At 51.3% G+C, this 15,073-nt stretch carries 13 protein-coding genes; all 13 read left to right on the top strand.

Translation table 11 applies throughout. The features are described from left to right. Nucleotides 1-15 precede the first annotated feature (15 nt). The 13 genes from AC0LWM_RS29090 to AC0LWM_RS29150 all read left to right on the top strand — a co-directional run bounded on the left by AC0LWM_RS29090 (nt 16) and on the right by AC0LWM_RS29150 (nt 15,070). Entirely contained in the window at nt 16-2,127 is a 2,112-nt protein-coding gene (locus AC0LWM_RS29090; protein ID WP_474678535.1) for a YIP1 family protein, read from the top strand. Further along, nucleotides 2,127-4,586: a DUF5696 domain-containing protein gene (locus AC0LWM_RS29095; protein ID WP_474678577.1), complete on the top strand. Its 2,460-nt coding sequence runs from the start codon at nt 2,127-2,129 to the stop codon at nt 4,584-4,586. The genes AC0LWM_RS29090 and AC0LWM_RS29095 overlap by 1 nt, the downstream gene beginning before the upstream one ends. 1 nt (nt 4,587) lies before the next feature. Beyond that, nucleotides 4,588-5,463 (top strand): carbohydrate ABC transporter permease, encoded by an 876-nt coding sequence (locus tag AC0LWM_RS29100; RefSeq protein ID WP_474678536.1) that lies wholly within the window; start codon nt 4,588-4,590, stop codon nt 5,461-5,463. Nucleotides 5,464-5,475: 12 nt separating this feature from the next. Then, nucleotides 5,476-6,465, top strand: a complete 990-nt coding sequence (locus tag AC0LWM_RS29105) for a carbohydrate ABC transporter permease (RefSeq protein ID WP_474678537.1) — start codon at nt 5,476-5,478, stop codon at nt 6,463-6,465. 199 nt (nt 6,466-6,664) lie between these two features. Next, nucleotides 6,665-7,567, top strand: a complete 903-nt coding sequence (locus AC0LWM_RS29110; protein ID WP_474678538.1) for a polysaccharide deacetylase family protein — start codon at nt 6,665-6,667, stop codon at nt 7,565-7,567. Nucleotides 7,568-7,700: 133 nt separating this feature from the next. Continuing rightward, a complete protein-coding gene (locus AC0LWM_RS29115; RefSeq protein WP_474678539.1) occupies nt 7,701-7,910 on the top strand; it encodes a hypothetical protein in 210 nt (69 codons plus the stop codon). A 39-nt stretch (nt 7,911-7,949) separates the two neighbouring features. Then, nucleotides 7,950-8,648: a hypothetical protein gene (locus tag AC0LWM_RS29120; RefSeq protein WP_474678540.1), complete on the top strand. Its 699-nt coding sequence runs from the start codon at nt 7,950-7,952 to the stop codon at nt 8,646-8,648. Beyond that, on the top strand, nt 8,648-9,844 hold the full coding sequence (locus AC0LWM_RS29125) for a glutathionylspermidine synthase family protein (protein WP_474678541.1): 1,197 nt from the start codon (nt 8,648-8,650) through the stop codon (nt 9,842-9,844). Before AC0LWM_RS29120 ends, AC0LWM_RS29125 begins: the two co-directional genes overlap by 1 nt. Continuing rightward, nucleotides 9,841-10,590: a signal peptide protein gene (locus AC0LWM_RS29130; RefSeq protein WP_474678542.1), complete on the top strand. Its 750-nt coding sequence runs from the start codon at nt 9,841-9,843 to the stop codon at nt 10,588-10,590. The genes AC0LWM_RS29125 and AC0LWM_RS29130 overlap by 4 nt, the downstream gene beginning before the upstream one ends. Continuing rightward, nucleotides 10,587-10,976, top strand: coding sequence for a DUF350 domain-containing protein (locus AC0LWM_RS29135; protein ID WP_474678543.1), 390 nt, complete (start codon nt 10,587-10,589; stop codon nt 10,974-10,976). Before AC0LWM_RS29130 ends, AC0LWM_RS29135 begins: the two co-directional genes overlap by 4 nt. Before the next feature lie 264 nt (nt 10,977-11,240). Further along, on the top strand, nt 11,241-13,226 hold the full coding sequence (locus AC0LWM_RS29140) for a glycosyltransferase family 2 protein (protein WP_474678544.1): 1,986 nt from the start codon (nt 11,241-11,243) through the stop codon (nt 13,224-13,226). 21 nt (nt 13,227-13,247) lie between these two features. Continuing rightward, complete coding sequence (locus AC0LWM_RS29145; protein WP_474678545.1) at nt 13,248-14,369, top strand: DegT/DnrJ/EryC1/StrS family aminotransferase; 1,122 nt, start codon at nt 13,248-13,250, stop codon at nt 14,367-14,369. After that, nucleotides 14,366-15,070 carry a WbqC family protein gene (locus tag AC0LWM_RS29150; RefSeq protein ID WP_474678546.1) on the top strand — a complete coding sequence of 235 codons (705 nt, stop codon included), beginning with the start codon at nt 14,366-14,368 and terminating at the stop codon, nt 15,068-15,070. The genes AC0LWM_RS29145 and AC0LWM_RS29150 overlap by 4 nt, the downstream gene beginning before the upstream one ends. Nucleotides 15,071-15,073: the final 3 nt, after the last annotated feature.

A 15,073-nucleotide genomic window follows, 5' to 3' on the forward strand; every position in this document is an offset into this window, starting at 1 on the left:
AAGGAGAGCGAAACGATGCACGTAAACCGAATTCAATCCACAATCGTCCTCGCGCTCGTTTGCTTGATGGCGCTTGCGGTTTTCCCGCTGTCCGCGGCGGCCGAGGTTCCTTATTCGACCTTTACCAAGGACAGTTACGGCCGGACGATTTATACGCAGCCGGCCTACGCGCCATCCCGGGTCATCGCGAGAGACATCTACGTGACGAACGAAAAGGGAGAAAAGACGTATTCGCCGCTCAAGAGGCCGCAGGACGTTTACATTGATTCCAAAGACGAAATTTATATTTCGGACACGGACAATAACCGGATCGTCCATTTTTCAGCTCAAGGCGAAGTGATCCGCGTGTTGACGATACCGGACAGCCCGCTGAACCAGCCGCAGGGCATTTTTGTCACAGCGAAAGGCGACATCTATATCGCGGATACGGGGAACAAGCGGATTGTCCGGCTGAACAAGGACGGCAAGCTGGTGCAGCAGTTTACGCGGCCCGAGTCGAGGTTTATTAACGAAAGCTTTATTTATGAACCGACCAATATGGTCGTCGACCGACGCGGCTTCTTGTACGTCGTATCGAACGGAAGCTATCAAGGGATCGTGCAGCTCGACCCGAACGGCGATTTTTACGGTTTTTTCGGGACGAATGCCACAGAAACGAGCTGGATGGATAAAATCCGCGCCGCTTTTTATACGAAAGAGCAGCGGAGCCGGCAAGTCCGACTGCTGCCATCGACGATTCGCAGCATCGACCTGGATTCGGAAGGATTCATGTATTCCGTATCGGGTTCATCGTCGGAGCAGGTCAAAAAGCTGAACATCCGCGGAGACAACATGTGGAAGAACTTGTCGTTCGGAGCCAAAACCCCGAATTCTTCGTCCTCGTCGTCCGAACGCGTGCTGTCGGATATTACGGTGGACCGGGACGGCAACCTGACGGTCATCGACAAAACCAACAACATCGTCCTGCAGTACGATTCCTCCGGCAATCTGCTGTTTTATTGGACCGGGCCGGTCGCGGTCGGCACGCCGCAGGTCGGCATCAACCAGAGTCCTGTAGCGGTCGCCACCAATTCCAAAAACGAATTGTTCATCCTGGACGACGCGCTGAATGTGATCCAGGTGTTCAAGCCGACCGAGTTCGGCACCGCCGTTCACCATGCATATTCGCTGACGCAGCAGGGCAAATACGCGGAAAGCGAAAGCTACTGGAACCAGGTCGTCAAGCTGAACGCGCTATATTCGCCGGCGTACAAAGGACTTGCGCAAGCGGCGTTCTATAAAGGGGATTTCGAACGGGCGAAGGAGCTTTACGAACTTGCCGGCGATTCTGCAGGCTACTCCAATGCCTATTGGCAAATTCGGCTGCAATGGTTTCAACGGAATTTTCCGCTGCTCGCGAACATCGTCGTCGGCATAGCGGCCGCCGTGATGATCTGGTCTTGGCTCAAGCGAAAGCTGCGGCTAACGATCGGCTTCGGCAAAGTATTGCGGATAAAGAAGTGGAAAGATTTCCAGCTGATCCGTCAGCTGAAGCACGCGCTGTTCATTTTAAAACACCCGCTCGAAGGGTTCAGCGACTTGCGGTTTTTAAACCGGGGCGGATATATAAGCGCGATGATTTTACTGTTGACCGTCGTTGTCATGCTGCTCGTTAAGACGTATTATACGAGCTTTACGTTCAACCCGATTCCGATTGCAGATCAGAGCAGTACTTCGATACTGACGATATTCGCCGTAACTTGGCTGTCCTGGGTCGTCTGCAACTATTTGATCGGGGCGATCTATCAAGGGGAAGCCCGCTTCAAGGACGTCTTCGTCGGCAGCTCGTACGCGCTTGTTCCGGTGGCGATGCTAGGATTGCCGCTGGCACTGTTGTCCAACGTCATGACGATGAGCGAGGCGTCGATCTATCACGCACTTGAAACGGGCATGGCGATCTGGAGCGGACTGCTGTTCTTCTGGAACATCCAATCGCTGCAAAACTACAGCTTCGGCGAAACGATCGTAAACGTACTTCTGACCGCATTTGCGATGATCGTCCTATGGGTGCTGATCTTCATCTTCTTCGGCCTAGCCTCGGAGCTGACGAACTTTACGTTTACGATTTATCAGGAGGTGACGATGTGATGAAAATCAAGCTCGCCAACCGCTCGCTGATCCTCGCGGCGCTCGTGGCCGTGCTGCTCGTATCGGCGGCGATCATTGCCGTGGCGGCGCCGTCCGCGGAATCCGCCAACGAAAGCGGCGGGATGGAGCAGGCTGGAAGCGATAAATCGACGAAAGCGGCGGGTACCGAAGCGACATCGTCTACGGAACGGCAGGAGCCGCCGTCAACAGCCGAACAAACCGGACAGCAAGCGCAGGAGCAGACTTCGAATGGCGGAGAAGCCGGAGAGCTGGAGCAACAGTCCGGCCAAACGGCGAAACAGGATGCCAAAGCGGGCAAAGCTTCATCGCCGCTGCCTGATGAAAACACATTCCAGACTATGGCGGATACCGATAAGCTAACGCTGAAAGCAGATAGGAAAACCGGCCATTTTATCGTGACGGATAAGAAGACCGGGTCGATCTGGAGATCGTTCCCGAATCCCGAAGGATGGAGCGATGAGCAGAACACCGATGCATGGAAGCTCCATTTGCAGTCACCGTTCATGCTGCGTTATGTCGAATTCAATGTCCGCAAGGATCTGGAAATCGAAACGAACTATATGGCCCAGTCCGGCAAAGTCAAGTCTTTCGAGAAGACGGAGGACGGGTTTCGCATCGTTTACGAGCTTCCCGCGCTTGGCTTTGTCATTCCGGTACAAGTCCGGTTAAAGGACGATTACGTGGAAACCCGGATCATGCAGGACGGTCTGATCGACGAAAAGAATATGTCGGAGCAAAAGTCCAAGGATACAAAAGATCCGATGGCGAGGCTTGTTTCGATCCGGCTGTTTCCGTTTCTAGGATCGGAGACGTCGGACCGCGAGGACGGCTTCCTTCTCATCCCGGACGGTCCCGGCGCCTTGATCGACTTCAAAAAAGATCAGCCGGACATGATCAACTTTTATTACGAACGAATTTACGGCGAAGATTGGGCGTACAGCTTCAACTCCAGCCTCTCCAGCAGGCAGCCGGTCAAGATGCCGGTATTCGGCATCAAATCGGGCAATCAAGCCGTTCTCGGCGTCATCCAGGAAGGGGCGGAGTATGCCAGTGTATTCGCGGTTCCGTCCAAATCGTTCAGCCCTTACAATTGGGTCACGACGGAGCACCGGTTCCGGTTCAAATTTTTCCAGCCGACGGATACGCGAAGAAACAACGGTTTCTACACGTACAATGCCGAACGAATCGGGGGAGACCGGGCGACGCGATATTATTTCCTTAGCGGAAACAATCCCGATTACGTGGAAATGGCCGCGCGTTATCGGACGTACCTGATGAACGAAGGCGGCGTGAAGCCGCTGCAGGACGGCAAGCGGCAAGTCCCGCTGCACTTGAATTTGCTTGGCGCGGATACGGAGAAAGGGTTTTTGTGGGATTCTTATTTGCCGTTAACGACAACGGATCAAGCGAAGGAGATCGTTAGGGAGCTCAGCAGTCTTGGCGTGGAGCGGATGTCGATCGCGTATTACGGCTGGCAGAAGGGCGGGTATAGCGAATACGGCGGTCATTTCCCGGTAGCCGGCGGCCTCGGCGGCAATGAAAGCATGCGGACGTTTGTTGACTACGCCCACTCCAAAGGATTTCCCGTCTATCTCGAAGCCTCTTCCTATTCCTTCAATAATACGGGCGGAGACGGCTTCCGCAAGAGCAGGGACGGCATGCGCGATTTAAGCGACGCCATCATCGATTATTCCAACAAGGTGATGGACGTGACGTTCGTCAGTCCGAAGTTTATGGAGAAAGTGATCGGCGACGATTTGGAGGACGCCCGAAATTTGAACGTGGACGGTTATTTGTACGGCGGGGCGATCGGCAATTTTTTGAACTCGGATTATAACGAAAATTATGCGATCCAGCGTCCGGAATCGAGGCAAATCCAAGAGCGAATCATGCAGCGTACGAAGGAAGCGCTTGGCGGGGTGCAAGTGAGAGAGGGCAATCTGTATGCTGCGCGGTACGCCAACCATTTGGACGGAATGTACAGCGACTATTCCTACGATATGTTCGTCGACCGGATCGTTCCGTTCGCGCAAATCGCGGTGCACGGACTTGTATCGTATTCGCACCAGTACGCCAACCTGAGCGGGGATTATGTGAACAGTTATCTCAAAGGCATCGAATACGGCGCCGAGCCTTCGTTTCTCATCACGTATGCGCAGTCGCAGAAGCTGATGAAGTCAAGATCGCTATTCACGTTCTACAGCACGAATTACAAAGACTGGACGCAAGAGATGGTTTCGCTTTATCAGCGGTACAACGAAGCGTTAGGCGGCCTCCGCGACAAGTTCATCACCGGGCATAGCAGGCTGGCGGACGGCGTATTTGAAACAACCTACTCGAATGGCAGGCACATCGTCGTGAACTATAACGAAACCCCTTATTCCGGCAACGGAATTTCCGTGAAGGCGAACGATTTTACCGCATGGGGAGGGGAGTAGGATGAAGCATAAACCGAGATTTTCGAGAAAAACGATGCGCAAGGTGGAAGGCACGGTGTTCATCCTGCCGTGGTTTCTTGGATTTGTGGCGTTTCTAGGATTTCCGCTTGTTTTTTCCTTGTACATGAGCTTTCACAATGTCAAAGTGCTGCCGAACAAAATGAAATACGACTATGTCGGGCTCAAATATTTTAAATCGATATTGTTCGAAAGCTCGGCTTTGTACGACAATATCATCCCTTTTTTCCAGGAAGCGGTCGTGATGATCCCGGTCATCCTCGTATTCTCGCTGCTGATCGCGATTTTGCTGAATCAGAAGCTGCGCGGGCGGATGTTGTTCCGGGCGATATTTTTCCTGCCGGTTATTTTCTCGACGGGTTACGTATTGACGGAATTCGTCAATCAAGGCCAAGGCAGCCTTGGATTTCTCGAACGCTATGAGCTCGCGAGTTACCTGGACAAATTTCTCGGCGACAGCTCGTGGACGAATCCGATCAAGCAGGTGCTGAACCGATTTGTTCTCGTGTTATGGTTTTCTGGCGTGCAAATATTGATCTTCCTCGCCGGACGGCAGACGATATCGGCATCAGCCTACGAGTCGGCACGAATCGACGGCGCTTCGCCTTGGGAAGTATTTTGGAAAATTACGCTGCCCGCGATGTCCCCGTTTATTCTGCTCAATTTGATTTACACCGTCGTCGACCTATTTACGTATCCGTTTAATCCGATTATGGATTTGATCGGCAACGGGCAAGGATCGTACGGCTACAACAGCGCTTTGGTCTGGATTTATTTTATGATTGTCCTATTGTTCTTGTCTATCGTCGTTCTGTTCTATTTCAAGATAAGTCGGAACCGTTCCGGCGCGCGGCGATAAGGGAGGCGAACCATGTTAACGAAATTGAATGCCGTCAAGGGCAAATGGCTGCAAAGGCAAGGGCTCGGACGCAAATGGGGCTTAAAGAACAAAACGAGGCATGTCCGTTACGCGTTATTAGGCCGGGAGGTCAACAACGGTCTGATCTTCAAGCTGTTTCTGTACGCCGTATTTTTGACGACCTCTTATATTTACATCCAGCCGGTTTTGAAGATGATCGTCAAGATGGTCATGAACGCAAAGGATATCATCGATCCGACGGTAACCTGGATTCCGTCGACGCTCTACTGGGGACATCTGAATTCGGCGTGGGAAGTATTGAAATACGACAAATCGGTCATCATCAGCATCGTCGTCGCTTTGTCCGTCGCCGTATTTCACTGTCTATCCTGCGGTTTTGCCGGATATGCGTTCGCGAGGCTTGAATTTCCGTTCAAGCGGACCGCGTTTTTCCTGCTGCTGCTTGCTTTTATTATTCCGCCGCAGGTCGTCGTCCTGCCATCGATTATTGCCTATCGATCGATCGGCTTGGATCACTCGCTCGTATCGCTGATCATCCCCGCATTGTTCGGATTCGGGGTGAAGGGGTCGCTGTTCGTGATCATTTACCGGCAGTTCTTCATGACGCAGCCGCGGGAGCTGGAGGAAGCGGCCCGAATCGACGGCGCCAGCGCGCTCAAGTTTTACCTCAAGGTGATGTTTCCGCTTGCCAAACCGGCGATCATCGTCGTCTTCTTGTTCTCGTTCGTATGGACATGGAACGATACGTATATGCCGCGCATGTTCCTCGGAACCTCGGAGGATGTGCCGCTGGCCGTCCAGATGTCGCGTCTCGGGCAGTCGCTTGACAGCTTGATCCAATCGGCGGGACTGCCGCAATATTTGGCAGAGCCGATCAAGATGGCCGCAAGCTTCTTGACGATATTGCCGCCGCTGCTTATTTATTCATTCGCGCAGCGTTATTTTGTGGAGAGTGTGGAAAGAACGGGTTTGGTTGAATAGGATCGTATGGTCGGTAATAAAACCGTTCGAGGGGGAGCAGGCTGCGGCTTGCTCCTTCTCCTTTTTAACTGCGTCAAAGGCAATTTTTCGATGAACTGCAGGGTATATCTCTCCGCCTCGCCATGGTACAATCGTATAGACAGCAAGAATTCGATCGTTAGGCGGCTCGGCAAAGGATAAAGATAAGGAGGCGTTTTCCGTGTTGGTCGAAAAATTAGGATATTCCTCGCAGGACCGATTGCTGATCGTGAATGCGGACGATTTTGGCATGTGCCACAGCGGCAACATCGCCATCCGAGACTTGCTCGGGGAAGGCGTTATTTCGTCGGCGACCGTGATGGTGCCTTGTCCATGGTCGCTTGCGGCCGCACGGATCGCCGCGGGCAATCCTGCGTTCGACGTAGGTATCCATCTGACGTTCACAAGCGAGTGGGAGACGTTCAAATGGGGGCCGGTCGCGCAGAACGGCGCAAGCGACAGCCTTGTGACGGCGCTCGGATATTTTCCGCAAAGCTCACTGGAATTCGAGAAGCAGGCGGAGTCATCGCAGGTGAAAGCGGAAATCCGAGCTCAGGTGGAACGCGGCATCGCCATGGGCATCGATCCGACCCACCTCGACAACCATATGGGCAGCTTGTACGGGATTGCAAGCGGACGGGATTTCGTGGAGGAGACGTTCGATATTTGCGAGGAGTTTGGGCTGCCGTATCGCTTTCCACGATATCTGGGGACGCAATGGAGCGCCATGCCGGACCCGCTTAAGGCGATGCATGCCGCGCGCGTGCAATCGGCGGACCGCCGCGGCGTCGTTCTGATCGATTATTTGGACGGCTTGTCGTTCCAGCTGGAGGAAGGCGAAACGTATCCGGTCGTAAAACAGAAGATGGAGCATAAACTAAGAACGATGCAGCCGGGCGTGACGGAAATGATCATCCATCCTTTCTACGATACGGATGAGCTGAAAGCAATTATGCCCCATCATGCGAAACGGCAAATGGAGTACGAGCTGTTCCGCGACGCCGACATCAAGCGGGTGCTTCGGGAGGAGAACATTAAGCTGATCAACTGGCGGATGCTGCGGGATTTGATGCGCGGCGCCTGATCCGAAACAGCGGAAATCGTTGCAGCGAATCGGCCTGCGGCGATTTTTGTCTTTCCTGCGGGCAATCCGGTGAAACTTTGCATGGCGGCATTCCGTAATAGAGATCATTCACGAGAAGATGGAGGAGACCGAAATGAGCACAAAAGTCGTTATTTTGGAAAAACAAAAAAACGGGGAACTGGTCACGATCGACGAGCGGGAATGGACGGTGGATATGGTTGCACTGCTGAATCATGCGAACTATCTTACGGTGAACGACGCCGAGTATGAAATGCTGGAAGGGCGATTAAACGTCAATCGAGGCGTGTTCGAGCTGCTGGTCGTATCGGCGGATAAACCGTAACAATCGCGGGGCAACTTGCGTAAGGAAAGGAGAACAACAATGAACGAGGAGCATAAAATTAGCGAAGATGAGCCAAAAGCTAAACTCGACGTGACGAAGCCGGTTCAGCTGCTGTATAAGGGCAAACCGCTCAAGGTGCTGTCGACTTCGCTCGGGCTTGCGCTGATGGCGAATTTGTTCCTGATGCCGACCGTATCGGGGGAAACGACGGCGACGGACACGGGCGAGGCAAAACTCGTAGAATGGTCCAGCGAAGAGGTCAAGCAATATTTCGATGCGAATATGGACTGGAACATCCCGATACCGGAGGATAAGAAGGAAGACGGAAGCTCGGGCGAAGGAGCCGCGTCAAGCGGCGGTTCGACCGGCTCCGGCTCCGGAGGCAGCGCGCCTACCATCTATCACAATGGCTTCGGATGGGACGATCTGCTGTTGTACCACCTGTTGTTCAACAACAGCGGCACGTATTCGTCGAACGGCTGGTACAATCGCGGAGGCATTTACGACGCCAGGACGAATCAACCTTATCAAGGCAAAAAGTTCGACTCCGAGGCGTTCCAGAACAAATCCGTCGTTGGTTCGAGCGTAAGGCCAAAAACGACCGACGGATCGGGTACGATCACCCGCCGTTCGCCGGTCAATAAATCGACTTCGTCGTCGCCGGGCGGCATCGGCGGCAAATCCAGCGGATTCAGCTCCAGCTCCAAAGGATCTTCCGGGGGAGGCTTCGGCGGATAATGGCTTTTGAAGTCGTCGGCATGCCGCATCCGGATCGTGCAGGGCGCGTCGCCGAGCTGCGTGCGCTTGGTTTTGCATGGGCGGACATGGAAGAAGAACAATACTGGATCGATCAGCTTGTCACGATGGACGAAACGACGTATAACGCTTTATTCGAAGCATCGTCCCGACTGTGGGGGATCTTCGACAAAGCCGCAAGGTTCGTCGCCGGACGCCATGAGCTGTATGCCTTATTATCGATCCCCGAGGTGCTCTGGGACGGCCTCGATCAACTGCCGCTTGCCGGTTTCGGCAAGCTGAGCCGCTATGCACGCTTCGATTTCGCCGTGGCAGGGGACGGTACAATCAAGCTGCTGGAGCTGAACGCGGACACGCCTACCGGGTACGTGGAAGCTTCGGTCGCAACGCCATGGCTGTGCGCGCAATACGGCGTCTGGACGCCGAATGCGGGGATGGCCGAATGCATTCGCGACGCATGGTCGGCGGAGAAGCCGGCTTACGCGGCATGTGTCGGATACGGCAGCCATGTGGAAGACAGCGGAACGGTCGACATGCTGGCGAAGCATTCTGGACTGCCGATCAGCATGGCCGATTGCCTCGATTTGTGGGTCGACGACGGGGTACTGCGGGATGCGAACGGCGAAGCGATACCGAGCTTATTCGCCTTGTACCCGAAGGAATGGATGGGCATCGACGACGGAGGCGAAGCTTTCGCTTATGCGATCGAAACCGGCAAAGTGAGAATTGCGAATTCGCTGCACGCCGTGATCCTGCAATCGAAAGGGCTGCAAGCCGTCATTTGGGGGCTTCATGAACTGGAGGCCGACCTGTTTGACACGGAGGAGCACGAGGCCATCGAGCGCTACATGCTGCCTACGTATAACAAGCCGGTTTTCGACGACAGCTACGTATCCAAATCGATGTTCGGCCGCGAAGGCGGCTCGGTGCTCATCTACGACGAGACGGGAAATGTCGTCGCGCAAGACGAAGAAGGGTTCGATACGAGCGTGTTTTTTAACCGCGTCTTTCAGAAGAGGGCGGAAATGGCCGAAGTACGGTTGCATACAGGAGACTATCGGCTGCTGACGGGCATGTTCGTTATTAACGGCAAGCCCTGCGGCTTGCTGGGCCGCGCCGGGGGACTCATTACCGGCAACAGCAGTCATTTTGTGGCGATAGGAGTGAACAAGCGATGAGCGACGATTGGAAGAAGAACGGAGAGCGAAATCGGAGATCGGAATGGAACCGGCAGCTGGACAGCAATCGCCGTCACAGCGTTAGCCGCAAGGGCGGGGATACGTCGCGCATCTTCGGTTTTGTGGTCGTTGCGATTATTGTCATCATTTTTATTGGGATCGTTAGCAATATCGGGGGCAATGAGTATGACGTTTATGATGCGAGCTATGATTCTTCCGGTTACGACTCGGCTCCGGCGAATGAACATACCGTTCCTTGGGATTACAAAATCCAAGAGATGACGGTGGGCGATTTGATCGACGGCGACATGGCGCTGGAACCGGACAATCAGCTGCTGCCGAACGACGACAACTACGCGACCGGCGATAAAATATGGGTCATGCAATTTATGACGGCCGATCTGACGACCGATTCCAACAACAAAAACGATGTCCGGCTTTCGTCCTGGATGCCGATCAAATCGTACCGGACGAAGGAAGCCGCAGAAAAAGATATGGACAACGTCAAAGTGAGCGTCAACGCGGATCTTGATCTGATCGGCGTATACAAAACGGAATATCAAGGCAAAACGCGGGAATTTGCCGTCGTAAAGCTGCCGTCGGGCCATACGGTCAAGCAGCCGATCAACGAAGAGCGCTACAAGCAGTTCAAAGACAAGAAAAAAGTAAAAGCGCATCTCGAGGAAGTGCACGATTTCGAAAATTACGATTTAGCGATGGCTAAGTTCCGGGGGTGGGCCGAGTGATAGTTTTAAATATTTTCGTCAGTATCGTAGTGATCATCGTCCTGCAATTAATCGGCATGATCATCTTTAATTGGATGACTCCGTTCAACGATCTTGATGAATTGAAGAAAGGCAATACCGCCGTCGGTTTGGCTATGGGCGGCAAGTTTCTGTCGACAGCGGTCGTGCTTGGCGTAGCGGCTTATACGAATACGTCAATTCTGCACATGGCGTTGTGGTTTTTGGTCGGGTACGTATGCCTTGTTGCCGCGTATTGGATCTTCGATTGGGTGACGCCGGGCATTAAGCTATCGGATCAGCTCAAGGAGGGCAACATCGCGGTGGGCGTGCTGTTATGCTTCGTGTATATCGGAACAAGCATCGCGGTCAGCAGTTTGATTATTTAAATATAGGGGAGCCATCCTCGAAGAAAGCGTTCAGGCGTGCGGCGTACAGGTGTACGGGCATTTTCGCCTGTGCGCTTTTTTTTATTTGAGCCTGCGCCTGCCCCTTAGGTAGGTATCCATGCCCTCAAAGGCGCGTATGCATATGATTTATGAATCAGGGAAATTCGGCTCTCGCTTGGAAAGCTAAGATGAAGCCAAGTGTCCCTCTTGAAGAGGGGCTAAAGATCGATTGAATAGGATCAATCGGTGAAGAGAGGAATCGTTATGCAAACATTTCAAGGCAAAAGAGTGATCTTTGCACTGCTCGCCCATAAGGATGAACACGTTGTGAAGGCGCAACTGGACAATATCCGTCTTTATAATCCGAATGCAGCCGTCGTGCTATATAACGGGGGAAAGGACGACAATTTCGGCAGAAGCTTAGGTGTGCCCATTTGTCCTTATCGAAGCTCCATCGGATGGGGAAAGCAAGTTCGTTTTTTTTGGGATATCATGAAATGGTTGGAGGAAATGCATGCGGAATATGAGTATTTGGTCAGCTTAGACTCTGATATTTTATTCGTGAAGCATGGTTTCGAGTCGTACTTGGATCAAACGATGGCCGGGTATGACGTGATGGGCTGGGATATGAAACTCAGCAAAATCAAGGAGCACCGGAAACAGATTACGGTCAAATCCATGGAGCGGGAATGGCATCTGTGGAAGCCTTTTTTTAGAACCAAGTACTTCATCCAATATTTTAATCCGACTCAAGTGTACCGTCATGGAATTATTCAAAGGATGCTCTCGGCGGTAGACTGGAAAGTAGCGGAGCGCATGATGGACAATACACGCGTTTTTGCTTTGGAGGAAGTATACCCGGCAACGCTGGCGATGGCATGTGGAGGGCGATGCCGCAATTATCCTAGAGATCGCTCAGGAGAATCAGTTGTCCGTGTAGGAAACGATATCAACATTGAGGAGGCAGTATATGCCAAAAATCATCCATTCTATTATTGGATTCATCCCGTCAAAGGTGATACCTTGATCGAGATTAATCGTTGGCTGCTTCAGGAGAAAGACCAATCCCATATTTCGAATGAAATGCCTTTGGTTAGCGTATTGATCCCGGCATACAATAGGCCCCACTATGTGGTACTCGCCCTTCAAAGTGTATTAAAGCAAACCTATCCCAATATTGAAATTATCATTTGCGACGATAGCACGAATGCTGATGTACAAGTCGCAATTGCTCCCTATACAGCCCAATACCCTCATGTGAAATATTATAAAAATGAAGTAAACCTGGATATCGGCAATTGGAAACGATGCCTTGCGTTAGCTTCAGGTGAGTACATCAACTATTTGCACGATGATGATCTGTTTCATGCCGAGAAGATTGAACGTATGATGGCTTATTTTATGCAGGATCGGGATGTTAATCTGGTTACTTCCTACAGGCAGCCCATTGATGAGAAGGGCGATTTTCTGAACGAGGCACGGCGTTTTTCGACCGAAACCGTGGTCATGGATGGGAAGAAGATGGGTGACTTTGTCCTGAGCCGGTGCACCAACATGATCGGGGAACCAAGCTGTGTTTTGTTCAAGAAGTCAGCTCTTATGGAAAGCTTCGGAATGTATAAGGGTCGACAGTACTATTACCTGAATGATCTTGCTTCGTGGATTTCATTGCTTTCTAAAGGAAAGGGAGTTTATATTCATGAAGCGTTAAGCTACATCCGCTTTCACGAAGGACAAAATCAGCAAAAGTTAAAGGTACTTGTACCGGGAATTCTGGATTGGTTTCACCTCCTTATTGCTTCGCGCAAAGATGGGTTTCTTCAAAACAATAAAGAGTTTTACGGGGCACTTCGAGGCTTTATTCATCATGTATGTCCAACCGTAATTCGATTGGCACACGCTGCGAAACAAAGCCGACTGCTAAAGCAGCATCATATCCATCAAGTGATCAATCGGGCAAGAGGTATGTTGCGCGAAACTCGCGGAAAGCGAAACAGAATAACGAGAAGGTTCGCCAGACGAAAAAAAATGATTGCAAAGAAAGGAGCTTTCATAAAGATTGCCCGGGGCAAAAAGGTTAGAAAGATTACGAGGGTCGGGAAAATAAGGAAGATCACGAGGGAAAGGAGTATCGGGAAGGCAAGGAAGATCACGAGGGGCAGGAGAATCGGGAAGGCAAGGAAGATCACGAGGGGCAGGAAGATCGGGATGATCAGGAAAAAAACGATAAAACGTGTAAGGACACGATAAACGAAAAGGAGATGTGTCCCCATGGCAGACGGAAATCGTAATAAGATACCATTTCTGGTGCCGAATTTGGTGAAACGAGAATCGTATGCTTCGTATCTGGATAGGATTGATCATTCTAGAGTATACAGCAATTTTGGCCCTCTCAACAGCTGCTTGGAAAGCCGGATCTTAGACGAATATTTTCATGGGTCGGGAGCCGTGACGACGGTCAACAACGCTACAACCGGGTTAATGCTGGCGATTGCGCAAATGAAGAAGCAAGGCGGCAAATATGCAATCATGCCGAGCTTCACCTTCTCCGCTACTCCACTTGCGGCGATGTGGTGCGGTCTGCAGCCTTACTTTGTAGATATTCAACCGGATCATTGGTGTATGGATGAACAATTGCTCGACCATGTCATTGATACCTTAGGGGATGAAGCAGCCGTTGTTGTTCCTTACGCCGCTTTCGGTTTCGATCTTGATTTAACCTACTATTCGAAGCTGCATCAATCCAAATGCACTGTTGTCATTGATGCTGCAGCAAGCTTCGGAACAAGCGGGGAAGCCGGTCATTTCGGCATAGATTTCCCCGGTTGCTGTGTATTTAGCTTCCACGCCACCAAATCGTTCGGGGTCGGTGAAGGAGGGTTAATCTACAGCGGCAATGTCGAACTCATCAAAAAAATTAGGCAAGCATCCAATTTTGGATATGCAGGGAGTAGGGAATCTACCGTTATGGGGCTTAACGGTAAAATCTCCGAATATACGGCTGCCGTGGCTTTAGCGACATTGGATGCTTTCCCGGCAAAACGAAATCGCCGCCAGGAAATCTTGGGATGGTACGACATGTTGTTCGAGGAAAAGAGACTGCTTCAACATGGATGGATGATGCAAAAAGGCCAGGATAAAAAGCAATTGTCTATTCTGTGTCCGCAAGGAATCAGCAATGAGGATGTTATCGACAAGCTGAAGAGCCTCGGGATTCATACCGGAAAATACTTTTCTCCTGCTTGTCACGAGCAAGAGCTTTTCGCAGATTACCCTCATACGGATTTGCCGGTTACGAATGAGATTTGCAGTCGAGTCATCACCTTGCCTTTATGGGAAGAGATGGAGTTCGCAGACGTCAGACGGGTTGTCGAGGGGCTTGCTTCGGTATGAAAATAGCGGTCATGCAGCCTTATCTTTTTCCGTATATCGGGTATTTTCAGTTAATGAATCGTGTCGACCATTTTATATTTTATGACGATGTCCAATTCATTCATCGCGGATGGATTAACCGAAATCGAATATTGATCAACAATTCAGCCCATTTATTCACGTTTAGCTTAAAGCAAGAAGGCTCGCATCTGAATATTTCGGACCAAATCTTCTCGCCGCTGTTCGAATCGGAAAAAATGAAATTTATGAAATCTCTAGCCTATGCGTACAAAAAAGCGCCGTATTTCCTTGAAACGAAAGATCTGATCGAGCGGATCTTTGCTGTGGCAGACAACAATGTCGCGTCCTTCATCATGAACTCCTTAATATCGATTTGCCGATATTTGCAAATGGATCACCTGACGTTCAGCCGCTCATCCGATTATGTGGAAAACAACAAACTTAAAGGATATGAACGCATTATCGACCTCTGTCATCGGGCGGGCGGGACTCATTATATCAATTCAATCGGAGGTCAACATCTGTATTCCAAATCCGTGTTTGCAGAAAAAGGCATTCAGTTGAACTTTCTGCATACAAACCCGATATCATATCGCCAATATAACGTTGAATTTGTCCCGGCCCTTTCGATCATCGACGTATTGATGTTTAATTCGAAAGAGCATGTTCGCGGGTTATTGCAGGAATGCGAGCTGGTATGATGA

The sequence above is a fragment of the Paenibacillus sp. sgz302148 genome, from assembly GCF_056120465.1.